The organism is Pantoea sp. 18069 (genome assembly GCF_902706035.1).
Taxonomy (GTDB): domain Bacteria; phylum Pseudomonadota; class Gammaproteobacteria; order Burkholderiales; family Burkholderiaceae_C; genus Comamonas.
This window is the reverse complement of sequence record NZ_CACSJA010000032.1, coordinates 1-23,567: the sequence shown is the minus strand read 5'-3', so window position 1 is coordinate 23,567 and position 23,567 is coordinate 1. Positions and strand designations below refer to the sequence as shown.

Sequence of the window (23,567 nt, the reverse complement as noted above, 5' to 3'; positions counted from 1 at the left end):
TCTCTGACACCAAACCAACAGGAACTTGCACCAAACTGACGCAGCGCTGACATTCTCGGGTCCAACCCTTGGCCCGCATTTTGGGATATGAAAACTGCGGCCTTGCAGGCTGTTTCAGCCCTTCAGTGCGGAGGAGACTTGCGGCAGCGCATCCCAATGCCCGGCGTCGAACCACGGCTCCTGCGCCAGATAGGCACGCAGCATCGGCAGGCCGTCGAGCCCCCAGAAGACCTTGCCCTCGACTTCCCATGCGGGCACGCCAAACACGCCGGCCGCAGCCGCCGCGTCGGTGTTCGCGCGCAGCCAGTCCTTGGCGCGCTGCGCGGCCTGGTCATCGGTGCGCAGTTGGGCATCGAGCTGCTGCTGCAGGCCGGCGATGCGCTGTGCATCGAGCGCCGGCTGCCCGCCCTGCCAGACATGGCGCAGCACCGCGCCGGCAACGTAGCGGTTGATGCTGCCGTCGTCGCTGCACTGCAGCGCCAGCCGCAGCAGCGGCAAGGGGTTGAACGGGTGCTCGGCCGGCATGTCCAGGCCCACGCCCAGCGACTCGCCCAGCCAGTGCACATGGCGATAGGTCCAGGCACGCTTGGCGGCAATGCCCGCCGGGCCGGGATTGGCGTCGCGCTGCAGCAGCGCGCCCAGCAGCAGCGGCCGGTAAGCCACGGTGTAGCTCAAGCCTTCGAGCACTTCGGGCATGCGCTCGAAGGCCAGCCAGGCATAGGGGGAGACGAAATCGAGATGGAAGGTGATGTGTTTCATCGCAAAAGCCTGGGCTCGGATGCACGGACTTCATACCGTTCTTCCCGAGCGGATTAAACGAAACGCGTCTCGCAACCGTTGTCAAGAAACACCAGGGCCGCTGTTGGTTCACCGTCCGTCCTGAGCTTGTCGAAGGATGAACATAGGGCCTGAGGCAATACGCAATGCAGTGTTGGGAGACGCAGATCACGCCCTAAAACGCCCTTCGACAGGCTCAGGGCGAACGGTATTTACTTGCTTGAAGCCGCTATTTGCCAAAAATCATTCATCGACAAGGGAGAGTCCGCCGAAGAATGAACGTCCTGACCTCTAGTCAGAGACAGGAACCAAAGCCGCCGCCGGATGCGCCACCCCCGCCCGCACCAGCAACTGCGCCCAGATCGCCCGCCGCTGATGCGCATCCACCTTGCCCCAGGCGCGCAGTTCGTCAAGCGTGCGAAAGCACCCCTGGCAATGGCTGCGGTCTGCCGTCATGCGGCAGACGCTGATGCACGGCGATGTGACCACGCCGTCGAAATCCTCGGCGAACCCGCCTTCGGCCGCCACCTGCGCCGCGCGCTGCGCGAGCGCCACGGGAATGTCGATCACGGGCTTGTCCGCCACGGCAGTGGCCGCCACGACCGGGATCTCAGACAGCGTCACAGGCACTCGCTTCCCGCTTGGCCAGCAAGGCCTTGGCGACGCGCGACTGCGTGGGGCGGCCAAGGAAATCGCTGATGTACTGGCCGGCGTCGATCAGCGCATCGAGATCGATGCCGGTCTCTATGCCCATGCCCTGCAGCATGTAGACCACGTCTTCGGTCGCGACGTTGCCGGTCGCGCCCTTGGCATAGGGGCAGCCGCCCAGGCCCGCGACAGACGTGTCGAACTGCCACACGCCCAGCTCGAGCGAGGCCAGCGTATTGACCAGCGCCTGGCCATAGGTGTCGTGGAAATGGCCGGAGATGTCGTCGAGGTCGTAATGCGCGAGCGTGGCCTCGATGGCGCGCTGCACCTTGATCGGCGTGCCCACGCCAATGGTGTCGGCCACGCCCACATGCTGCACGCCTATGCCTTTCATCAGCCCCGCGAGATAGCCCACGCGTTCCGGCGCGATCTCGCCTTCATAAGGGCAGCCCACGGTGCACGACATCGCGCCGCGCACATAGATGCCGGCCGCGCGCGCGGCTTCGACCACGGGCGCGAAGCGTTCTATGCTTTCGGCGATCGAGCAATTGATGTTGCGCTGGCTGAAGGCCTCGCTGGCCGCGGCGAACACCACGATTTCATCGGGCCGGCTCGCGAGCGCGGACTCGAAGCCGCGCATGTTCGGCGTCAGCACCGAGTAGCGCACGCCGGGCTGGCGCGCGATGCCGGCCATGACTTCGGCGTTGTCGCCCATCTGCGGCACCCACTTGGGGCTCACGAAGCTCGTGACTTCGATTTCGCGCAGGCCAGCGGCCTGCAGGCGGTGCACGAGCTCGATCTTCACGGCCGCGGGCACGGTCTGCTTTTCATTCTGCAGGCCGTCACGCGGGCCTACATCCACCAGTTTGACGCGGGAAGGGTAGCGCATGGTATTCATTCCTTTAATCCGTCCATTGTCCTGCTTATGACAAACCCAGTTGTCCACGGTTGCATGCTCCGCGCGCGGCGCATGCAACTGGCGCGTCCCAGCGTGGGGACACCGAGCAAGGGCCGCCCCGCAGCGATGGTGTCGTCCCCCTCCACCGAAGGTTGAGAGGGGGAAGCGGCGAAGCCGCTCAGGGGGTGCCTCATGTCAGTAGCCGCGGCTTCCTTCGACCACACCACTCAAGGACTCGCCCCGGGCCAGCGCCTGCAGCTTGGCGACCATCTGCGCGAGGCTGTCCTCGCGCAGCGTGCGTGCCGACGTATGCGGCGTGAGCCGGATGCGCGGATGGTGGCGCAGCGCGTGGTCCGCGGGCAGCGGCTCGGTGCGAAACACATCGAGCGTCGCGCCGGCCAGATGGCCGGCGTCGATCTGGTCTATCAGGTCCTGCTCGACCAGGTGGGCGCCGCGCGCGACGTTGATCACATAGGCGCCGGGGCGCAGGCGCGAGAACGTGTCGGCGTTGAGGATGTCACGGGTCTCGGGCGTCAGCGGCAGCAGGTTGACCAGCACCCGGCTCGCGCCCAGGAACTCGCCAAAGCCCTGCTCGCCGCTGTAGGTGCTGATGCCTTCGAGCTGGCGCGGCGAACGGCTCCAGCCGTTGACCGGAAACTCGAAATGCGCCAGCGCCCGGGCCACGCGCTGGCCGAGCACGCCCAGGCCCATCACGCCGACCGGGAAGTCGCGCCGCACGCGCGGCTTGTGGAAAGTCCATTCGCCGCGCGCCATTTCGGCTTCATAGACATCGATTTCGCGAAAATGCCGGACCACGGCCTGGCACACATATTCGGCCATCTGCACAGCCATGCCCGCGTCCTCGATGCGCACCACGGCCGCCCCCGCGGGCAGCTTCAGGCGCAGCAGGCCGTCGACGCCGGCGCCGAGGTTGAACATCGCCTTGAGGCCGGGCTGCTCATCCATGAACTGCTGGGGCGGCGCCCAAACCAGCGCATAGTCGGCCTGCGGGTCGCCGGGCTGCCAGACCGACACCTCGGCATCAGGCAAGGCAGCGCGCAGGCCCTCGATCCAGGGTCCGGACTTGGTATCGGTACAGCAAAAAGTGATTTTCATGGGAGCTGAGCGTACCCCGGCTTGGCCATCGCACATGGCAAAAGCCCAGGGTTTTTGCGTCTATCCGCGGGTGCCCTGGCCTATGCGCGCGCCAGCCGCAGCAGCTCGGCGCCGTCGCCGATCTGGTCGCCGGGCAGGTACAGCAGTTCCTCGACCAGGCCATCGTGCGGCGCGGCAATGGTGTGCTCCATCTTCATGGCTTCCATCACCGCCAGCGCCTGCCCGGCCGTCACGCTGTCGCCCACCTTGACGGCAAACGACACCAGCTTGCCGGGCATGGGCGCCGTGAGGCGCCCGCCTTCCGCATGGACTTCGCCCGCATGGGCCAGCAGGTCGATGCCGGTCAGCGTCTGCGCACCGCGCGGCGTGAACACATGGTATTGCTCGCCGAGCTGGTGCACCTGGGCGCGCGTGCGCTGGCCCGCGAACTCCAGGTCCAGCACGCCATGGGCTGCCGAAAACACCAGCGCCGACTCCACCGCGGGGGCATCACCCTGCGCGGGCAGCGCCAGCGACAGCACGCCGCCGGGCAGATAGCGCAGGCGCGCGTCCACGACCTGGCCGCCGATCTGCCACGACCAGGGGCGCTCGGTCGTTCCATGCGACTGCCAGCCGTCGCGCCGGCTGAAGGGATCGGCGCCCTGCTGCGCCTGCTCCTGCAGCAGCGCGCTGGCCGTGGCAGCAGCCACGGCCAGCGGCACGCCGACCGGGTCCTGGTGGAACAGCACGTCCTTTTCGCGCTCTATCAGCGCGGTGTCGAGCCGTGCCTGGGCAAACGAGGGCGAGCGCAGCACATGGCGCAGGAACTGCACATTGGTTGCCAGGCCCACGATCTGCGTCTGGGCCAGCGCCGTGTCGAGGCGCGCGAGCGCCTGGTCACGGTCGTCGCCGCGCACGATCAGCTTGGCGATCATCGAGTCATAGAACGGGCTGATCGCATCGCCTTCGCGCACGCCGTCATCGATGCGCACATCGGCCACCGTGAAGCTGCTCGCGGCCGGCTTGCGGTAGACATGCAGCGTGCCCGTGGCCGGCAGGAACTGGTTGTCGGGGTTCTCGGCGCAGATGCGCGCCTCGATCGCATGGCCGATGATGCGCAGCTCGTCCTGGCGCTTGGGCAACGGCTCGCCGCTGGCCACGCGCAGCTGCCACTCGACCAGGTCTTCGCCGGTGATGGCTTCGGTGACCGGGTGCTCGACCTGCAGCCGGGTGTTCATTTCCATGAAGAAGAAGTCCATCGCGCCGCCGCCGCGCTGCTCGACGATGAACTCCACCGTGCCCGCGCCCACGTAATTGACGGCGCGCGCCGCGGCCACGGCGGCCGCGCCCATCTGGCTGCGCAGGGCTTCGGTCATGCCCGGGGCCGGCGCCTCTTCAAGCACCTTCTGGTGGCGCCGCTGCACCGAGCAGTCGCGCTCGAACAGATAGACGTAATTGCCCAGCGTGTCACCGAACACCTGTATTTCGATGTGCCGCGGGCGCTGCACGTATTTCTCGATCAGCACCGCGTCATCGCCAAAGCTGTTGATGGCCTCGCGCTGGCAGCTCGCGAGCGCCGCGGCGAAGTCTTCGCTCTTGTCCACGGCGCGCATGCCCTTGCCGCCGCCGCCCGCGCTGGCCTTGATCAGCACCGGGTAGCCGATGCGATCGGCTTCGCGCTGCAGCTGCTCGGGGTCCTGGCCCACGCCGTGGTAGCCGGGCACCAGCGGCACGCCGGCCTTTTCCATCAGTTGCTTGGAGCCGGCCTTGAGGCCCATCGATTGAATGGCCGAAGGCGGCGGGCCGATGAACACCAGGCCCGCGGCGGCGCAGGCCTGGGCGAATTCCTCGTTCTCGCTCAGAAAGCCATAGCCGGGGTGCACGGCCTGGGCGCCCGTGGCCTGGGCCGCGGCCAGAATGCGCTCCCAGCGCAGGTAGCTGTCCTTGGGGGCGCTGCCGCCGATGTGCACGGCCTCGTCGCAGGCCGCGACATGCTGGGCGCGCGCGTCGGCGTCCGAATACACGGCCACCGTGCGGATGCCCATGCGGCGCGCCGTGGCGGCCACGCGGCAGGCGATTTCGCCGCGGTTGGCGATCAAGATCTTGCTGAACATACTGTCTCCCGGAAATTCTTTGTGTAGGCCGCGATCACGCGAGCCAGGAAGGCTTGCGCTTGGACAGGAAGGCCTGCACGCCCTCCTTGCCCTCGGCACTCGCGCGGATGGTGGCGATGCCCTCGACCGTGGCCGCGATCAGGCCGGGCTCGATCTCGCGCTCGGCGACGTCGATCACCAGCTGCTTGCAGGCGCGCACCGCGGCCGGGCCGGCACTCAGCAGGGGTTTGAGCAAGGCGGCCAGCACTTCGTCCAGCGCTTCAGCGCTGGCCACTTCATGCACAAAGCCCATGCGCCGCGCCTCGGCCGCGTCGAAACGCTCGCCCGTGAGGAAATAGCGGTGCGCGGCGCGCGCGCCCATGGCGCGGATCACATAGGGGCTGATGGTCGCGGGAATCAGGCCGATCTTGACTTCGCTGAGGCAAAAGCCCGCGGTGTCGGCCGCCACGGCCATGTCGCAGGCCGCGACCAGTCCCATGCCGCCCGCGTAGACATCGCCCTGCACGCGCGCAATCGTCGGCTTGGGGCATTCGTAGATCACGCGCAGCATCTCGGCGAGCTTGCCCGCGTCATCGCGGTTCTCGTCGCGCGTGTAGTCGGCCATGCGGCGCATCCAGTTCAGGTCGGCCCCCGCGCAGAACGCCGGGCCTTCGGCCGCGAGCACCACGGCGCGCACGTCGGCGCGCTCGCCCACGGCGAGAAAGGCCTGGGTGATGTCGGCGATGGCAACGTCGCTGAACGCGTTGCGGATCTCGGGCTGCGACAGCGTGATGCGGGCCACGCCGGCGTCATAGGCAATGTGAAGCGTAGACATGCGAACTCCTTTACATGCGGAACACGCCAAAGCGTGTGTCTTCGATCGGGGCATTGCGCGCGGCCGAAAGGCCCAGCGCGAGCACGCGGCGCGTATCGGCCGGGTCGATCACGCCATCGTCCCACAGCCGGGCCGTGGCGTAGTAGGGGTGACCCTGGTCTTCATACTGCTGGCGTATAGGCGCCTTGAACGCCTCCTCCTCGTCGGCGCTCCATTGCCCGCCCCGGCCTTCGATGCCGTCGCGCTTGACCGTGGCCAGCACGCTCGCAGCCTGCTCGCCGCCCATCACGGAGATGCGCGCGTTCGGCCACATCCAGAGGAAGCGCGGCGAGAACGCGCGCCCGCACATGCCGTAGTTGCCGGCGCCGAAACTGCCGCCTATGATGATGGTGAACTTGGGCACGGCGGCCGTCGCCACCGCCGTCACCAGCTTGGCGCCGTGGCGTGCAATGCCTTCGTTCTCGTACTTGCGCCCGACCATGAAGCCGGTGATGTTCTGCAGGAACACCAGCGGGATCTTGCGCTGGCAGCACAGCTCGATGAAATGCGCGCCCTTGACCGCCGACTCGCTGAACAGGATGCCGTTGTTGGCGATGATGCCCACCTGCATGCCTTCGATGCGCGCAAAGCCGCAGACCAGCGTGCTGCCGAAACGTGCCTTGAACTCGTCGAACTGGCTGTCGTCGACGATGCGCGCAATGATTTCGCGCACGTCGAACGGCTTGCGCGTGTCCACGGGAATCACGCCATAGAGCTCTTCGCTCGGAAAACGCGGCGCCACCGGCGGTGCGTCGGCGGCGTCGGGCTGCTTGCTGCGGTTGAGGTGCGAGACTGCGGTGCGCGCCAGCGCCAGCGCGTGCAGGTCGTTCTGCGCGAGGTGGTCGGCCACGCCCGACAGCCGGGTGTGCACGTCGCCCCCGCCCAGGTCCTCGGCGCTGACGACTTCGCCCGTCGCGGCCTTGACCAGCGGCGGGCCGCCCAGAAAGATCGTGCCCTGGTCCTTGACGATGATGGACTCGTCGCTCATCGCCGGCACGTAGGCGCCGCCGGCCGTGCACGAGCCCATGACCACGGCGATCTGCGCAATGCCCTGGGCGCTGAGATTGGCCTGGTTGTAGAAGATGCGGCCGAAATGGTCGCGGTCGGGAAACACGTCGTCCTGGTTGGGCAGGTTGGCGCCGCCCGAGTCGACGAGATAGATGCAGGGCAGGCGGTTCTGCGCGGCCACTTCCTGGGCGCGCAGATGCTTCTTCACGGTGATCGGGTAGTAGGTGCCGCCCTTCACCGTCGCGTCATTGCAGACGATCATGCAGTCGATGCCGCTGACCCGCCCTATGCCTGCGATCAGGCCCGCGCCCGGCGCGGCGTTGTGGTACATGTTGAGCGCGGCCAGCGGCGCGAGCTCGAGAAACGGCGTGCCCGGGTCCAGCAGCTGCTGCACGCGGTCGCGCGGCAGCAGCTTGCCGCGGGCCAGGTGCTTGGCGCGCGCGGCTTCGCCGCCGCCCGCAAACACCTTGTCGACCTGGTGGCGCAGGTCCTGCACCACGCTTTGCATGGCGGCCGCATTGGCCAGAAAATCCGCCGAGCGGGAGTTGAGTCGAGATTCGAGAATGCCCATTTCTTGCCTCTGTAGCATTTGCCCTAGCGGCAAACGTGGTTTTTATTTCCATCCAACCGTCTGCAGCGTTTGCCCCTGAGGACAATGCCCGCATGCACACCGTTGAAACCGTCTTGCTGGTACTGATGCTCGGGGCCCTGACCGGCATCGCTGCCAGATATGTCCGCGCCATCCCGCTGCCCCTGATACAAATTGCGCTCGGCGCCTTGATTGCCTGGCCCCAGAAGGGCCTGCACATCGCCTTCGACCCCGAGCTGTTTCTGCTGCTGTTCATTCCGCCGCTGCTGTTTTCCGACGGCGCGCGCATTCCCAAACGTGAATTCTTCGCGCTGTACAAGCCTATCCTGACACTCGCGCTGGTGCTGGTACTGTTCACGGTACTCGGTCTGGGCTATCTGATCCACTGGATGATTCCCGCAATGCCGCTCACGGTCGCGTTCGCGCTGGCCGCCGTGATCTCGCCCACCGATGCCGTCGCGGTGTCGGCCATCACGCGCAACCTGGGCATGCCCGAGAAGACCATGCACGTGCTCGAAGGCGAGTCGCTGCTCAACGATGCCTCGGGTCTGGTGGCGCTCAAGTTCGCGGTCGCCGCGACGCTCACCGGCATGTTCTCCTGGGGCGCCGTGGCCAAGGAATTCACCTGGATGGCCGTCGGCGGCCTGGGCGTGGGCGTGGCGCTGGGCTGGGGTTTCAGCTACGCGCGCAGCACCATCACGCGCCGCCTGGGCGACGTGGCCGCGACGCAGATGGTGTTGTTGCTGCTGCTGCTGCCGTTCGCCGCCTATATCGTCGGCGAAAAGATCGGTGTCTCGGGCATTCTGGCGGCCGTGGCCGCGGGTGTCGCGACCAATTTCGCCGACCTGGACCGCGGCAACTTCATCACCGAGCGCATGCAGAGCACGGCCACCTGGTCGATGGTGGAAGCCGCGTTCAACGGTGCGATCTTCCTGCTGCTGGGCCTGCAGTTGCCGTCCATCATCGGCAGCACGCTGTTCGCCGCCGGCCACGACTGGTGGATTCTGGTCGGCTATGTGATCGCGATCTCGATGGCCCTGCTGCTGCTGCGCTGGGTCTGGCTGATGCTGGGCGTGCAGCGCAGCCTGCACCAGGCCCACCGCCTGGGCAAGATGGCCGAAAAGCCTTCTGCGCTGCTGACGCTCGCGACCACCGTGGCCGGCATCCGCGGCGCCGTGACGCTCGCCGGTGCGCTGTCCGTGCCGCTGCTGCTGCCGGGCGGCCAGCCGTTTCCCAGCCGCGACCTGCTGATCTTCCTGGCCACGGGCACCATCCTGTTCACGCTGGTGCTGGCCAGCATCGCCCTGCCCTGGATACTGAGCCACATGCCGCCGGCCGCCGAGCCCGAAACCGTGCGCGAAGAGCGGCTGGCACGCATTGCCGCAAGCCAGGCCGCGCTCGGCAGCCTGATGCTCACCGAGGAACAGGCCCAGCAGCGCGATGCGGCCTGGCTGGCGCAGCGCCAGGAAGTCATTGGCCACCTGACGCAGGAATACCGCAACCGGCTGAACCTGCTCGACGACAGCAGCACTTCGGCCTCGTCGGTCGAGGCGCAAAGTGAAAGTCCGGAACTGGTGATGCAGCGCAAGCTGCGCTACGTGATGGAAATGGACATGCGCATCCACTGCCTGCAGCGCGAACGCGAAGTGCTGTACGCCGAGCGCCAGGCGCACCGCATCAACGACGAGTCGCTGCGCAACCTGGTCAACGAGCTCGACCTGTCCGAAGTCGCGCTGCGCAAGCGCCTGGCCGTGGCGCGCCGCGCGGCCGGAATGCCGCTGGCCGACGAGGGCGCGGCCACGGGCCATTCCGCGCATTGAGCGGCAGGGGGCAGCGGTGGCAAGGCAGGGCATGCCTGTCAGCATACGGGTCTGCCCTGCGCCATTCAGGCCACAAAGGTTGCAATAATTGCCAGCACCATGTCCACACCGGTTCTTGTCCGCACTCCCCAGCCACTGGCCGCCCACGCCGCCGACGGCCACCCGGCCCTTACGCCCATGGCGTTCGTGCAGGCGATCGTGCAGGCCTACGCCGACCGCGGCATGCCCGCCGACGGCGCGCTGCGCAAGGCACAAATTGCGCCACAGTCGGTGCAGGATACCTACGCCCGCATCACCGCCATGCAGATGGAAGCGCTGTCGGACGCCGCCATGCGCGAACTCGACGACGAGGCACTGGGCTGGTTTGGCCGCCGCCTGCCCTGGGGCAGCTACGGCATGCTCGCGCGCGCCTCGATCAGCAGCGGCACGCTGGGCCTGGCGCTCACGCGCTGGTGCCGCCACCACGGACTGCTGGCCGACGACATCCGCCTGAGCGTGCAGACCCAGGGCGACACCGCTGAACTGGTGATCACCGAACAGCGCGCGCTGGGCAGCATGCGCGAGTTCTGCCTGGTCTCGGTGCTGCGCAATATCCACGGACTCGCAAGCTGGCTGATCGACGCGCGCCTGCCGCTGCTGCAGGCCCGCTTTCCCTATGCGCCGCCCGCGCATGCCGATGTCTATCCCGTGCTGTTTCCCGTGGCCGAGCCTGCGGGCGTGGTGTTTGGCGCCTCCCAGGCAAGCCTGCGTTTCGACACGCGCCACCTCGCGCTGCCGCTGGCGCGCGACGAGGCCGCGTTGCAGCAGATGCTGCAGCGCGCGCTGCCGCTCACGGTGCGCCCCTACCGGCGCGAGCGGCTGCTGGCGCAGCGCGTGCGCCGGCTGCTGATCGCCGACGCCCAATGCCTGCACACGGCCACCACGCTGGCCGAGCTGCTGCACCTGTCGGCGCGCAGCCTGCACCGCCAGCTCAAGGAAGAAGGCACGTCGCTGCAAGCCCTCAAGGACACGGTGCGGCGCGAGCGCGCGCTCGCCCTGCTGCACCGCACCAACCAGCCGATCAAGCGCGTTGCGCTGGCCTGCGGCTTTGTGAGCGAAAAAAGCTTTATGCGCGCGTTCCGCCAATGGACCGGCGACACGCCGGCGCAGTACCGCCGGCGCAGCACGGCGCTACCGGACTGAACAGACTGGCGCGATCCGCACCTATTACGGCGAACGGCGCAACCGGGCTCTGCCTAGACTGGCCCATGCCCGACACCCCCGCCCCCTACCAACTGCACCACTGCGTCAGCGCGCGCTCGTTTCGCGCGCTGTGGCTGCTCGAAGAACTGCAGCAGCCCTATGAGTTGCGGATGCTGCCCTTCCCGCCGCGCGCGCTGGCGCGTGACTATCTCGCGCTCAACCCGCTGGGCACGGTGCCGTTGCTGTGCCATGGCGCGGCGCGGCTCACCGAATCGGCGGCGATCTGCGAATACCTGGCCGCGCGCCACCCCGAAGCAGGCCTGGCTGTGGGCGCGCATGAAGACGACTTTGCCGCCTATCTCAACTGGCTGCACATGAGCGATGCAACGCTGACCTTCCCCCAGACGCTGGTGCTGCGCTATACCCACTTCGAGCCGCCCGAGCGGCTGCAGCCCCAGGTCGCGCAGGACTATGCACGCTGGTTTCTCGCACGGCTGCGCGCGGTCGAAGCCGCTGTCGAAACGCAGCAATGGCTGTGCGCCGCGCGTTTCACGGCCGCCGATGTGGCCGTGGGCTATGCGCTGATGCTCGCGGAGCACCTGGGCCTTGCGCCCCAATGGGGGCCGGCCACCCAGGCCTACTGGCAGCGGCTGCAGGCCAGACCCGCTTTTGCGCGCGCGCTGGCCGCCGAGCATGGCGCGGCGCTGGCGCAGGATGTGCCGACCACGCCGTCGCCGCTGCTGCGGCCCTGACGGCCCGCGTCAGCCCGCGAGCAGGGACGGGAGTTCGGCCATGGAGCGCATGATGCGCGCCACGCCCGCGTCCTGCAGCATCTGCGGCGTCGCGAACAGCACGGGATCGGGGCAGTAGCCCCAGACCGTCGCGCCGGCCGCAAGGCCCGCCTCTATGCCCGGCACCGAGTCCTCGATCACCAGGCAGCGCCCGGGTGCAATGCCCAGCGCCGCGGCCGCGGCCAGGTAGACGTCGGGAAACGGCTTGGAGCGCGGCGTCTCGTGGCCGCTGAACACCCGGCCCGCGAAATACGGCGCCATGCCGACCTGGGTCAGCTGCATTTCCACCTTGAATCGGTCGGCGCCCGAAGCCACGGCAATGCGCCCCTGCAGTTGCGCGTGCACGGCCTGCACCGAGGCCAGCGCGCCGTCGATGGCCACGAGCTGCGCGCGCAACTGCTCATTGCGGCGCGCGTAGAACGCGGCCATCCAGTCGTCGGTCAGCGGCCGCCCGGTATGCGCCTCGATGCGCGCGGTTTCGCTGCGCACCGTGCGGCCTATGAACGTGCGCATGCACTCCTCGGCCGAAATCGGCCAGCCCGATTCGTTGAGCATGGTGCACAGCACCGTGTTGGTAATGGTTTCGCTGTCGACCAGCACACCGTCGCAGTCAAACAGGATCGCGTCAAATTGCATTGCTTGTGCCGGCAGGAGCCGGCTTCTCTATGGAGTCAAAAAAGAACGATGGCGCCTCGCGCGCGTCATCAAAACAGCGTGGCTTGAACGCAGGCCGTTCACCCTTCGATCCTTCGACAGGCTTAGGATCAGGATCAGGGCGAACGGGACAACCGTTCGTGGTGAGCTTGCCTGGGCGGCCCCGTCGAACCATGAACGGCCTACCCTAAAGCAGTAAGCACGATCCACTCAGAACGGGTCCCCGTCCACATAGAACCAGCGCCCCTGCTCGCGCACAAACCGGCTGCGCTCATGCAGCCGCACCGCGCGGCCCGCAATGCGATAGCGCGCGACAAACTCGACTTCGGCCCGGTCCTCGCCCGTCACCTGAAAGTCCTTGACGCTGAGGCCCAGCCAGCGCGCGCCGGGATCAAAAGCCAGCGTCGCCGGGCGCTGGCTGGCGTGCCAGGTGGCCTGCAGATAGGCCGCATCCTCTCGCACGAAGGCGCTATAGCGCGAACGCATCAGATGCGCGGCATCGGGCGCGGGCGTGGTGTCGAAATGCGCGACAAAACGCTCGCAGCAGTCCGCATAGGACAGCGGCCGCGCCTTGCCATCGACCCGCCCGCAGGGGCAGGCCTGTACCGTCGCCTGGCCCATCAGCGCGCCCCGAACACCTTCTGCAGCAGCGCGCTGCCCGTGCCCACGGGGTCCTTGCGGATCTTGCGTTCTTCCTCGCCAATCATCAGGAACAGGCCGTCCAGCGTCTTGCCCGTCACGTACTGCGACAGATCGGCGTCCTGCGCGCTGATCAGGCCCAGGCCCGCGGCCTTGCCCGCGAACTGGTTGTACTGCTGCGCCAGGCCCACCTGGTCGGTCGCCTGCTTGACCACGGGCAAAAAGCGCGTGCTCAGCGGCGCGCGGGTCTTCTCGGCAAAGAACGCCGTCACCGCGTTGTCGCCCCCGGTCAGGATTTGCTTGGCATCCGTGACGCTCATGGTCTGCACCGCATTGACCAGCAGGTCCTTGCCCATGGGCACGGCGGCTTCGGCCGCGCGATTGATCGAGGTTTCAAGTTCGGTGATGCGCTTGCCCTGGCCAAAGCGCTTCATCAGCTTGGCGGCATCGTCGAGATAGCCCGGCAGCGGAATGCGCACCAGGGGATTGCTCAGAAAGCCGTCAGGCCGCCCCAGCAGCGCCACTGCGGCTTGCGCGCCCTGGCTCAGCGCCAGCTTGATGCCGCTGCTGGCATCGGCCGATGACAGCTGGGCCAGCGACAGCGCCTGGGCCTGCTGCCAGGCGCCCAGCAGCAGCGCGCCGATGGCTGCGTGGCACTGGCGACGCGTCACGAAAGGGGTACGGGTCGACGAAGTGTGCATGGTGAGAATTCCTTGAAAAAGCAGGTGCCAGACCTGGAGGCGCTGGCGGTGCCAGCCACCATTTTGCCTCCACCCGCAGCATCCCTGCGCCACGGCTGTCTGGACAGGCCGCGCGCCGGCCCGCACAGCGGTGTGCGCCGTGCTGCAGCTGACGGTACCGTGGCGGGAGCCTGCCCGCACGGAAGTCGCCTGGTCTGTCTCCCCTGCCAAGGACCGGCCGCGTCAGGCCAGCGCGCGCTGGATGATGATCTTCTGCACGTCGCTCGTGCCTTCGTAGATCTGGCAGACACGCACATCGCGGTAGATGCGCTCCACCGGAAAGTCGCTGACCACGCCATAGCCGCCCAGCGTCTGGATGGCCGCGCTGCAGACGCGCTCGGCCATCTCGCTGGCGAACAGCTTGGCCATCGCCGCTTCCTGCAGGCAGGGCCGGCCCGCATCGCGCAGGCTGGCCGCATGCCAGATCAGCTGGCGCGCCGCTTCGAGCTGGGTCGCGCATTCGGCGAGCCGAAAGCCCACGGCCTGGTGCTGGATGATCGCCTGGCCAAAGCTTTCGCGCTCCTTGGCGTATTGCACCGCCACTTCGAACGCGCTGCGCGCCATGCCCAGGCTTTGCGCGGCAATGCCTATGCGCCCGCCTTCGAGCGCCGACAGCGCAATCTTGTAGCCTTCGCCTTCTTCGCCGAGCCGGTTGGCGGCCGGGATGCGGCAGCCTTCGAAACGGATCTGCGCGGTATCGCTGCTGTGCTGGCCCAGCTTGTCCTCGAGGCGCGCGACCACATAGCCAGGCGTGCTGGTCGGCACGAGAAAGGCGCTCATGCCTTTCTTGCCCGCGGCCTTGTCGGTGACCGCGATCACGATCGCCACCTGGCCGTTCTGGCCGCTGGTGATGAACTGCTTGTCGCCGTCGATCACATAGTGGTCGCCGTCCTTGCGCGCGGTGGTGCGCAGCGACGAAGCGTCCGAGCCCGCATGCGGCTCGGTCAGGCAGAACGCGCCCAGCATCTCGCCGCGCGCCAGCGGCACCAGCCACTGCTGCTTTTGCGCTTCGCTGCCGTAGCGCATCAGGATGGCGTTCACCGGGCAGTTGGTCACGCTGATCGCGGTGCTCGTGCCGCCGTCACCCGCGGCGATTTCCTCGAGCACCAGCGCCAGGCTCAGCGTATCGAGCCCCGCGCCACCATAGGCCTCGGGCACGCAAATGCCATAGGCGCCCAGCGCGGCCAGGCCCTGGTGCACGTCCTTGGGAAAGTGGTGTTCCTTGTCCCAGCGCGCCGCATGGGGCCAGATTTCCTGTTGCGCAAAATCGCGCACCGCGTCGCGGATCATTTCCTGGTCGGGGGTCAGCAGCATATTGTTTGTCTCCGTTATGTATTTCTTGTCGTTTCCAGGCCGCTTGGGCCTTTACCAGCTGAATAGCACGGCAAGGCAACGCAACGCAACGACGCCTCAAGGGTCGTTTGTGCCGCGCTCACCAGCTGTCGGCGCGGCGGCCGTCGTGGTGCAGCAGCCGGCCCGCATCGGCGGACTGCGCGCCCGCAAGCGTCGCGCGCATGCCCTGCACGCTTTCCTCTACCGACAGCGGTGCGGCGCTGCCGCCCATCCCGGTGCGCACCCAGCCCGGGTCCATGGTCACAAGCAGCACGCCGGGCCAGCCATGGCGGGCCGTCGCCACCGCCATGTTCAGCGCCGCCTTGCTGCAGCGGTACAGCCAGGAGTGGTCGTCGTCCACATGGCCGATCTGCGCCATGCTGCTCGAGACAAAAGCGAACTTGCCTCCAGCTGCTTCGACCATGGGCGCCACCTGGGGCAAGGCCTGCATCGCGCCCAGCAGATTGGTGTGCATCACGCGGTCGAACTCCTGCTGCGTCGGCGGGTTGGTCGAACGCAGATGGTCGAGCACGCCGGCCACATACCAGGCAAAGTCGAATTTCTCGCCGTCCAGCAGCCAGGCCAGGCCGCTGACCGACTGCGGCTGGGCCACATCGACCAGATGCACGGCTGCCGCGCCCAGCGCCAGCAGCGCATCGCGGTCCTCGGCGCGGCGCACCGTCGCGATCACGCGGTCGCCATTGTCAATGTACTGCTGCGCCAGCTCGCGGCCAATGCCGCGCGACGCTCCAATCACCAATACCTGCGCCATTGCGCCTCCTTTAAAACGGCTGTGGTTCAGCGCGGCTGCGCCGCATCATCGGGCTGCATGCCCTGCTCCTGCGCAATCTGGTGGGCATAGCGCGCCACCATCACTTCATGCGGCTCGGCCGGTGCCTTCAGGCCCACCTGCGCATGCACGATCTGGTTCATGCCCGGCATGGCCGAGCGCGGCACCTGCGCCTCGGGCTTCCACAGCCTGGCGCGCATGAAGGCTTTCGCGCAGTGCAAATAGGCTTCTTGCACCGTCACTTCGATCACCAGCCGGATGCGCGGGTTGTCGCTGCGAAACAAGGCCGTGTAATGGGCTTCGTCGCGCAGGCGCGCCGTGCCGTTGACGCGCAGCGTCTCATCGAACCCGGGCACGAGAAACAGCAGGCCGATGCGCGGGTCGTGCAGCAGATTGCTCATGCTGTCGAGCCGGTTGTTGCCGCCCACATCGGGCAGCAGCAGCGTGTGCTTGTCGGGCGCCTTGACGAAGCCCGGCTTGCCGCCGCGCGGCGACGCATCAAGCAGCGCGCCCGCAGGGCCCGCGGTCGAGAGAATGCACAGTGGCGACAGCGCGAGGAAACGCAGGCAGTAGCGGTCCAGGTCCACCTGCTGCTTGAGCAATGCCCGCTCAGCAGGCGCTTCGTAGAGCGCCCGCAACTGCTCCTCGTTGGTGATCACGGTGTTTCCCTTCTCTGATGCCGCCCGCGCCTCCCGGGCACGTCAGGCAGCTTAAACCAACTCGATGGCCATGGCCGTGGCTTCACCGCCGCCAATGCACAGCGTGGCCAGGCCGCGTTTCTTGCCCCGGGTCTGCAGCGCATGCAGCAGCGTGACCAGAATGCGCGCACCGCTGGCGCCGATCGGGTGGCCCAGCGCGCAGGCGCCGCCATGGACATTGACGATGTCGTGCGACACACCGAGCTCGGCCATCAACGCCAGCGGCACGACGGCAAACGCTTCATTGACTTCCCAGAGGTCGACATCGGCCACCGTCCAGCCAGCCTTCTTCAGCGCCTTCTGCGTGGCACCGACGGGCGCCGTGGTGAACCACTCGGGCGCCTGCGCGAAACTCGCATGCGCAACGATGCGCGCCAGCGGCTTGCAGCCCAGCTCCTTTGCCGTCGATTCGCGCATCAGCACCAGCGCGGCCGCGCCGTCGTTGATGCTCGAGCTCGACGCCGCGGTGATCGTGCCGTCCTTCTTGAACGCCGGCTTGAGGCTGGCGATCTTGTCGAGCCGTGCCTTGGCCGGGCCTTCGTCGATGCTCACCACCACGTCGCCCTTGCGCGTGGAAACCGTCACGGGCGTGATCTCGGCCGTGAACGCGCCGCTTTGCGCCGCGGCCTGCGCGCGCTGCACGCTGGCCGTGGCAAACGCGTCCTGCTGTTCGCGCGTGAACTGGTACTTGGCCGCGCAGTCCTCGCCAAACGTGCCCATCGAACGGCCGGCCTCATAGGCGTCCTCGAGGCCGTCGAGCATCATGTGGTCGAAAATCTTGTCGTGGCCCATGCGGTAGCCGCCGCGGCCCTTCTTCAGCAGATAGGGCGCATTGGTCATGCTCTCCATGCCGCCGGCGACCATCACATCGCGGCTGCCGGCCACGAGCTGGTCATGCGCCAGCAGCGTCGCCTCCATGCCCGCGCCGCACATCTTCGACAGCGTCACGGCACCCGTGCTCGCCGGCAGGCCGCCCTTGAACCCGGCCTGGCGCGCGGGCGCCTGGCCCTGGCCGGCCATCAGGCAGTTGCCGAACAGCACTTCATCGACTTTCTCGGGCGCAATGCCCGCACGCTCGACAGCCGCGCGGATCGCCGCACCGCCGAGATCGTGGGCCGCAAGCTCGGAAAAATCGCCCTGGAAGGCGCCCATGGGGGTGCGGGCAGCGCCCACGATCACAATGGCTTCGGTCATTCTTTTGTCTCCTGGTGGTTTGAAAATGGGAAAGAAGGCCCGGCGCTGCGCGCGACCAGCGGGTCGTCGTCAGCATTCCAGGCAAAGCGCCGTTCGCGCTCGTAGGGAAAAACATCGTGCACATGGCCGGCGCGAATGCGCTGCTGGTGCGCCTGCCAGAACGCGGGCTCGAGCAGATCGGCATGGTGCTGCAGAAACACTTCGCGCACCAAAGGGTGGCCGAGCAGGAAAGGCGCGAAGCTCTGCGGGAACACATCGCGCGGGCCGACCGCGTACCAGATCTCGCCGCTCATCTCGTCTTCCTCGTTGCGCGGCTCGGGTACGGCGCGGAAATTGCAGTCCGTGAGGTACTCGATCTCGTCATAGTCATAGAACACCACCTTGCCGTTGCGCGTCACGCCAAAGTTCTTCCAGAGCATGTCGCCCGGAAAGATGTTCGCCGCGACCAGGTCCTTGATCGCATTGCCATACTCGACCACGCTGCGCGCGAGCTGCGCCTGGGCGCGCGCGTCACCCGGCCCGGCCTCGAGCGCTTCCTGCAGATACAGGTTGAGCGGAATCATGCGCCGCTCGATATAGAGGTGGCTGATGATGACTTCGCTGCGCCCGTCGCCATCGCGGTCGCTGATCTCGAGCTGGCTGGGCGCGAACTTCTCGATCTCGGCAATCAGCGCGTCTTCAAAGCGATCGCGTGGAAACGCCACCAGGCTGTACTCGAGCGTATCGGCCATGCGCCCGACGCGATCGTGCTGCTTGACCAGTTGGTACTTGGCCTTGACCTGTTCGCGCGTGGTGTCCTTCTGCGGTGGATAGAAGTCCTTGATCAGCTTGAACACATAGGGAAAGCTCGGCAGGTCGAAGACCAGCATCACCATGCCCTTGATGCCCGGCGCGATGCGAAACGCGTCGCTCGAATAGCGCAGGTGGTGCAGGAAGTCGCGGTAGAACAGCGTCTTGCCCTGCTTGGCCAGGCCCAGCGCGGTATAGAGCTCGGCGCGCGGCTTGCCCGGCATCAGGCTGCGCAGGAACTGCACATAGCCGCTGGGAATTTCCATGTCGACCATGAAGTAGGCGCGCGCAAAGCTGAACAGCGCCTGCAGATCGTCCTCGCCAAACAGCGCGGCATCGATCACCAGCCCGCCCCGCGGCCCGTGCAGCAGCGGCAGCACCAGCGGCAGCTCGGTGAAACCGTTGATCAGCTTGGCCACCAGGTAGGCACCCTTGTTGCGATAGAACAGGCTGGAAAGCACCTGGATCTGGAAATTCGTGCGCTGTTTCGCCAATATTCCCTGATCGACGATCGCCTGCTGCACCGCGGCCAGGTCGCGCGGCAAGTCCTCGAATGCGCGCTGCAGGCCAAAATCCTCGACGATCTGCGCCAGCGTCGCCAGCAAGGTCTGCGGCGCGGGCGAACGCCTCGGATAATACGCGCGGTAGGTCGGCCGCGCAGCCGGGTCGTCGTTCTCTATGTATTCCGTGCTTACCGCGGGCCGCACGAAAATGAAATCGTTGTGGAAGTGCGTGCGGTGCAGGATCTTGGTCGTGACCGAGTTGAAGAAGGTCTCGGCAAGTTCGGGCTGGAAGTGGTTCACCAGCAGGCCGATGTAATGCAGCTTGACCTGCTGCCACACCGCCATCGGCAATTGCCCGGCCGCGAACTCCTTTTCCAGGCGCCGCGTGCACTCCTTGACGCGCAGATCATAGAACTCGATGCGCTCGCGCTGCGCGCGCTGCTGGCCATGCCAGTCAGCGGTCTCGAAGCGGTGCTTGGCACGCGCCGACTCCGAGCGGAACAGCCGGTAATGGCGGTTGAAACCGTCCATCATCGCCTTGGCGATGTCATACGCCTGCGGCGCATCGAGACGCTGGGGAAACATCGCTCCGTGCCTCGTGGAATCCGCCGTACCGGGTGCGTCTCGCGCGCTTCAGCTGCGTTCGCGGCTCGCGACCAGCGCCACGGCCTGCTGGTAGGCCTTGTCGGCCCCCTCGACGCCGGGCAGCGTCATCTGCAGGTTGTTGATCAGGCCATCCCTGAGGCCATAGCACCAGCCGTGCAGTGTCACCTTCTGGCCACGCGCCCAGGCATCCTGCATCACCGTGCTCTGCGAGATGTTCATCACCTGCTCGATCGAATTGAGCTCGCACAATGCATCGTGGCGCCAGGCCACGGGCAGGGACTCGAGCAAGGCACGGTGCTTGTCGCGCACATCCTTCACATGGCGGATCCAGTTGTCGACCAGCCCCATGCGCAAGTCGTTGAGCGCGGCCAGCACGCCGCCGCAGCCGTAATGCCCGACCACCATCAGGTGTTCGACATGCAACTGATCGACCGCGTACTGGATGGTCGACAGACAGTTGAGGTCGCTGGGCGCGACCACGTTCGCGACATTGCGGTGCACGAAGATCTCGCCCGGCTCCAGGCCCGTGATCTGGTTGGCCGGCACGCGACTGTCCGAGCAGCCAATCCACATATAGCGGGGCTTTTGCTGCGCCATCAAGCCCGTGAAAAACCCGGGACGGTCATGCTCCACCTGGGCAGCCCATGCGCGGTTGTGAGCGAAAAGTTCTTCGATGGAAGTGGTCGTCATGTGGAATTCCTGGGTGTTCAATAGACAGGCGCGGGGCGTTCAGCAAGTCTCGGAAAACAGTTCGCGACCAATGAGCATGCGGCGGATTTCGCTGGTTCCCGCGCCAATTTCGTAGAGTTTCGCATCCCTCCAGAGGCGGCCCAGAGGGTAGTCGTTGATATACCCATTGCCGCCATAGATTTGCACGCCTTCGCCGGCCATCCAGGTAGCCTTCTCGGCACACCACAGAATCACGCTCGCGCAGTCCTTGCGCACCTGGCGTACATGCTCGGTTCCAAGCAGATCGAGGTTTTTGGCAACCGTATAGGCAAAGGAACGGCCGGCTTGCAGCACGGTGTACATGTCCGCGACCTTGCCCTGGATCAGCTGGAACTCGCCTATGCTCTGGCCGAACTGCTTGCGGTCATGGATATAGGGCACGACCGAATCCATCACCGACTGCATGATGCCCAGCGGCCCGCCGGTCAGCACCGCGCGCTCGTAGTCGAGCCCGCTCATCAGCACCTTGGCGCCGTTGTTCAGGCCGCCGAGCACGTTCTGCGCCGGCACTTCGACGTTCTCGAACACCAGCTCGCCCGTATGGCTGCCACGCATGCCCAGCTTGTCGAGCTTTTGCGCCACGGAGAAGCCGGCCATGTCCTTCTCGATCAGGAACGCCGTCACGCCGCGCGCGCCCATCTGCGGCTCGGTCTTGGCATAGACAACCAGCGTGTCGGCGTCCGGGCCGTTGGTGATCCACATCTTGCTGCCGTTGAGCAGGTAGTAGCCGCCCTTGTCCTCGGCCTTGAGCTTCATGCTGATCACGTCCGAGCCCGCACCCGGCTCGCTCATCGCCAGCGCGCCCACATGCTCGCCGCTGATCAGCTTCGGCAGGTACTTGCGCTTTTGCTCCTCGGTGCCATTGCGGTTGATCTGGTTCACGCACAGGTTGCTGTGCGCGCCATACGACAGGCCCACCGAAGCGCTGGCGCGGGAAATTTCCTCCATCGCCACCATGTGCGCGAGGTAGCCCATCTGCGCACCGCCCCAGGCTTCGGGCACGGTGATGCCCAGCACGCCCAGCGCGCCCATCTTCTCCCACAGGTCCATGGGGAATTGGTCGCTGCGGTCGATTTCCGCGGCACGCGGCGCGATCTCGCTCTGCGCAAATTCCCGCACCGCGTCGCGCAGTGCATCGATGTCTTCGCCGAGCTGGAAGTTGAGTCCTGGAAGGTCGGTCATGGCTTGTCTCCTGTTGGAATATTTTGATTACGTTTACGTAAACGTCAATTATGAATTATTTTTCCCCATCCATCTTGTCCAATAGCTGACGTGCCTCGTTTTCATGTTCGCGCACCTCGTCGAGGTTCATCTGCAGGTCCGCCATCCGGTCCTCGAGTTGCTGCCGGTGCTGGCCCAGCACTTCGAGGAACTTGCGCAATTGCGCGCCCGTATCGCGCGGGCTGTCGTAGACATCGATGATGTCCTTGGCCTCGCTGAGCGACAGGCCCAGGCGCTTGGCACGCAGCGTCAGCCGCAGCCGGGTACGGTCGCGCGCGCTGTAGATGCGGTTGCGCCCCGCAGGCCCGGTCCTCTGCGGCTGCAGCAGCCCCATGTCTTCGTAGAAGCGCATGGCGCGCGTGGTCAGGTCGAACTCTTTGGCCAGGTCGCTGATGGTATAGGTGATGGACATACGAAAGTCTGGGGGGAGGCGCGCAAGTGACATGCATGCTGGCGCGAATCCCTAGAATGCAAAATGTGACGTTTACGTCAACGTTAACATAACTCACCGTCCGCACCATGAACCTGCTTGAACACGAAATCCACTACCCTCTCGCGGATGCAATGCCGCAAGCAGGGAGCTGCCTGGAAGTCGCCCCAGGCGTCAAATGGATACGGATGAGTCTGCCCTTCGCGCTCAACCACATCAACCTCTGGCTGCTGCGCGACAGCTTCGATGACGGCGCCGGCCGGCGCGAAGGCTGGACCGTGATCGACTGCTGCGTGGCCAGCGACACCAGCCGCGCGCAATGGGAGCAAATCTTCGCCGAGCAGCTCGAAGGCCTGCCCATCGTGCGCGTTCTCGTCACCCACATGCACCCCGACCACATCGGCCTGGCCCACTGGCTGTGCAGCCGCTGGCAGGCCCCGCTGTGGATCAGCGCCACCGACTACCATGTGGCGCTCGTCGCCTGCAAGCCGCCCGCGAGCCACAACCTCGAAGGCGGCGCGCGCTATGCGGCGTTCTATGAGCGCCATGGTCTCGACGACCCCGAGTTCCTGCAGCATGTGCTGCAGCGCACGGCTTACTACCCGCAGCTCGTTCCCGACCTCCCCGACAGCTTTCGCCGCCTGATGGACCACGATCGCATACAGATCGGCGCGCAGACCTGGGAATGCATCGCCGGCTATGGCCATGCGCCGGAACACATGGCCCTGTACTGCGCCGAACTGCAGGTGCTGATCAGCGGCGACATGGTGCTGCCACGCATCTCGACCAATGTGAGCGTGCACGCCAACGAACCCCAGGGCGACCCGCTGGGCTGGTTCCTAGCCTCGCTGCAGCGCTATCTGCCCCTGCCCGAAGACACCCTGGTGCTGCCGTCCCACGGCAAACCTTTCCAGGGCCTGCACACGCGCATCCACCAATTGGAAGACCACCATGCCGAACGGCTGGACGAAGTGCGTGCAGCCTGCGCGCTGGGGCCCACCAATGCCGCCCAGGTCATGCAGGCCATGTTCCGCCGCAAGCTCAACCCGCATGAACAGACATTCGCACTGGGCGAAGCCCTCGCTCACCTGAACTACCTGTGGCGCCGCGGCGAAATCGAGCGCCATGAAAGCAATGGCCTGTGCACCTTCACTTCACTGTAAGGGGCCAGCAAACACACGCGGTCCGGTCCTTGCGCAGAGTCGGCGCTATGCGGTAGCAGTAGGCGGCAACCAGATGTGCGGCAGCAACTGGTCAATGTCACGTGCCTTGTGGGTGGGCAGCCGCGTGAGCACGTCTTTCAGATACGTATAGGGATCGTGGCCATTGAGTTTGGCCGACTGGATCAAGCTCGTGATCGCGGCCGCACGCTGGCCGGCCAGCAGCGTACCGGCGAAGAGCCAATTTTTTCTGCCAGTCGCCCAGATTCGCATTTGCTGCTCATCGTGATTGTTGTCTATGGGCAGC

The 23,567-nt window shown here is 66.3% G+C and carries 23 protein-coding genes; 4 read left to right on the top strand and 19 right to left on the bottom strand.

Annotated features, from left to right (window positions below):
* Positions 1-114: 114 nt before the first annotated feature.
* The 7 genes from GVL12_RS20270 to GVL12_RS20240 form a co-directional block, all read right to left on the bottom strand.
* The gene (locus GVL12_RS20270) at positions 115-759 is read right to left on the bottom strand and encodes a DsbA family protein (RefSeq protein ID WP_159917371.1); all 645 of its coding nucleotides are present in this window, start codon (positions 757-759) and stop codon (positions 115-117) included.
* 309 nt (positions 760-1,068) lie between these two features.
* A complete protein-coding gene (locus GVL12_RS26665; RefSeq protein WP_235033928.1) occupies positions 1,069-1,401 on the bottom strand; it encodes a DUF1289 domain-containing protein in 333 nt (110 codons plus the stop codon).
* Complete coding sequence (locus tag GVL12_RS20260) at positions 1,388-2,314, bottom strand: hydroxymethylglutaryl-CoA lyase (RefSeq protein WP_159917370.1); 927 nt, start codon at positions 2,312-2,314, stop codon at positions 1,388-1,390. The genes GVL12_RS26665 and GVL12_RS20260 overlap by 14 nt, the downstream gene beginning before the upstream one ends.
* 204 nt (positions 2,315-2,518) lie before the next feature.
* Positions 2,519-3,439: a glyoxylate/hydroxypyruvate reductase A gene (locus tag GVL12_RS20255; RefSeq protein WP_159917369.1), complete on the bottom strand. Its 921-nt coding sequence runs from the start codon at positions 3,437-3,439 to the stop codon at positions 2,519-2,521.
* 80 nt (positions 3,440-3,519) lie between these two features.
* The gene (locus tag GVL12_RS20250; RefSeq protein WP_159917368.1) at positions 3,520-5,532 is read right to left on the bottom strand and encodes an acetyl/propionyl/methylcrotonyl-CoA carboxylase subunit alpha; all 2,013 of its coding nucleotides are present in this window, start codon (positions 5,530-5,532) and stop codon (positions 3,520-3,522) included.
* A gap of 34 nt (positions 5,533-5,566) precedes the next feature.
* Entirely contained in the window at positions 5,567-6,346 is a 780-nt protein-coding gene (locus GVL12_RS20245) for an enoyl-CoA hydratase/isomerase family protein (protein ID WP_159917367.1), read from the bottom strand.
* A 10-nt stretch (positions 6,347-6,356) separates the two neighbouring features.
* Positions 6,357-7,901, bottom strand: a complete 1,545-nt coding sequence (locus GVL12_RS20240; protein ID WP_368855049.1) for a carboxyl transferase domain-containing protein — start codon at positions 7,899-7,901, stop codon at positions 6,357-6,359.
* 155 nt (positions 7,902-8,056) lie between these two features.
* On the opposite strand from GVL12_RS20240, the gene GVL12_RS20235 reads away from it, so the two are divergent.
* The 3 genes from GVL12_RS20235 (at position 8,057) to GVL12_RS20225 (ending at position 11,736) form a co-directional block, all read left to right on the top strand.
* On the top strand, positions 8,057-9,802 hold the full coding sequence (locus GVL12_RS20235; RefSeq protein WP_159917365.1) for a Na+/H+ antiporter: 1,746 nt from the start codon (positions 8,057-8,059) through the stop codon (positions 9,800-9,802).
* Between the two features lie 99 nt (positions 9,803-9,901).
* Positions 9,902-10,984 (top strand): AraC family transcriptional regulator, encoded by a 1,083-nt coding sequence (locus GVL12_RS20230; RefSeq protein WP_159917364.1) that lies wholly within the window; start codon positions 9,902-9,904, stop codon positions 10,982-10,984.
* A gap of 65 nt (positions 10,985-11,049) precedes the next feature.
* Positions 11,050-11,736 (top strand): glutathione S-transferase family protein, encoded by a 687-nt coding sequence (locus tag GVL12_RS20225; RefSeq protein ID WP_159917363.1) that lies wholly within the window; start codon positions 11,050-11,052, stop codon positions 11,734-11,736.
* 9 nt (positions 11,737-11,745) lie between these two features.
* On the opposite strand, the gene GVL12_RS20220 is transcribed toward GVL12_RS20225, so the two are convergent.
* The 11 genes from GVL12_RS20220 to GVL12_RS20170 all read right to left on the bottom strand — a co-directional run bounded on the left by GVL12_RS20220 (position 11,746) and on the right by GVL12_RS20170 (position 22,082).
* Positions 11,746-12,411: an HAD family phosphatase gene (locus tag GVL12_RS20220; RefSeq protein ID WP_159917362.1), complete on the bottom strand. Its 666-nt coding sequence runs from the start codon at positions 12,409-12,411 to the stop codon at positions 11,746-11,748.
* A gap of 228 nt (positions 12,412-12,639) precedes the next feature.
* Positions 12,640-13,050 carry a YchJ family metal-binding protein gene (locus tag GVL12_RS20215; RefSeq protein ID WP_200843949.1) on the bottom strand — a complete coding sequence of 137 codons (411 nt, stop codon included), beginning with the start codon at positions 13,048-13,050 and terminating at the stop codon, positions 12,640-12,642.
* On the bottom strand, positions 13,050-13,769 hold the full coding sequence (locus GVL12_RS20210) for a DUF4197 domain-containing protein (RefSeq protein WP_159917361.1): 720 nt from the start codon (positions 13,767-13,769) through the stop codon (positions 13,050-13,052). The genes GVL12_RS20215 and GVL12_RS20210 overlap by 1 nt, the downstream gene beginning before the upstream one ends.
* 222 nt (positions 13,770-13,991) lie before the next feature.
* The gene (locus tag GVL12_RS20205) at positions 13,992-15,122 is read right to left on the bottom strand and encodes an acyl-CoA dehydrogenase family protein (protein ID WP_159917360.1); all 1,131 of its coding nucleotides are present in this window, start codon (positions 15,120-15,122) and stop codon (positions 13,992-13,994) included.
* 118 nt (positions 15,123-15,240) lie between these two features.
* Positions 15,241-15,912 carry an SDR family oxidoreductase gene (locus GVL12_RS20200; protein WP_159917359.1) on the bottom strand — a complete coding sequence of 224 codons (672 nt, stop codon included), beginning with the start codon at positions 15,910-15,912 and terminating at the stop codon, positions 15,241-15,243.
* A 26-nt stretch (positions 15,913-15,938) separates the two neighbouring features.
* A complete protein-coding gene (locus tag GVL12_RS20195; RefSeq protein ID WP_159917358.1) occupies positions 15,939-16,589 on the bottom strand; it encodes an MSMEG_1061 family FMN-dependent PPOX-type flavoprotein in 651 nt (216 codons plus the stop codon).
* 51 nt (positions 16,590-16,640) lie between these two features.
* Positions 16,641-17,822, bottom strand: coding sequence for an acetyl-CoA C-acyltransferase (locus tag GVL12_RS20190; protein ID WP_159917357.1), 1,182 nt, complete (start codon positions 17,820-17,822; stop codon positions 16,641-16,643).
* The gene (gene aceK, locus GVL12_RS20185) at positions 17,819-19,699 is read right to left on the bottom strand and encodes a bifunctional isocitrate dehydrogenase kinase/phosphatase (RefSeq protein WP_159917356.1); all 1,881 of its coding nucleotides are present in this window, start codon (positions 19,697-19,699) and stop codon (positions 17,819-17,821) included. The genes GVL12_RS20190 and aceK overlap by 4 nt, the downstream gene beginning before the upstream one ends.
* Before the next feature lie 48 nt (positions 19,700-19,747).
* Entirely contained in the window at positions 19,748-20,410 is a 663-nt protein-coding gene (gene can / locus GVL12_RS20180) for a carbonate dehydratase (protein WP_159917355.1), read from the bottom strand.
* 39 nt (positions 20,411-20,449) lie between these two features.
* Positions 20,450-21,631 (bottom strand): isovaleryl-CoA dehydrogenase, encoded by a 1,182-nt coding sequence (locus tag GVL12_RS20175; protein ID WP_159917354.1) that lies wholly within the window; start codon positions 21,629-21,631, stop codon positions 20,450-20,452.
* A 55-nt stretch (positions 21,632-21,686) separates the two neighbouring features.
* A complete protein-coding gene (locus GVL12_RS20170; protein ID WP_159917353.1) occupies positions 21,687-22,082 on the bottom strand; it encodes a MerR family DNA-binding transcriptional regulator in 396 nt (131 codons plus the stop codon).
* Between the two features lie 206 nt (positions 22,083-22,288).
* Here GVL12_RS20170 and GVL12_RS20165 point away from each other — a divergent pair, with 206 nt between their 5' ends.
* On the top strand, positions 22,289-23,263 hold the full coding sequence (locus tag GVL12_RS20165; RefSeq protein WP_235033927.1) for an MBL fold metallo-hydrolase: 975 nt from the start codon (positions 22,289-22,291) through the stop codon (positions 23,261-23,263).
* Between the two features lie 45 nt (positions 23,264-23,308).
* Here GVL12_RS20165 and GVL12_RS20160 read toward each other — a convergent pair.
* Positions 23,309-23,567, bottom strand: a 259-nt coding sequence (locus tag GVL12_RS20160) for a transposase domain-containing protein (protein WP_159917351.1), incomplete at its 5' end; no start/stop codon positions are given.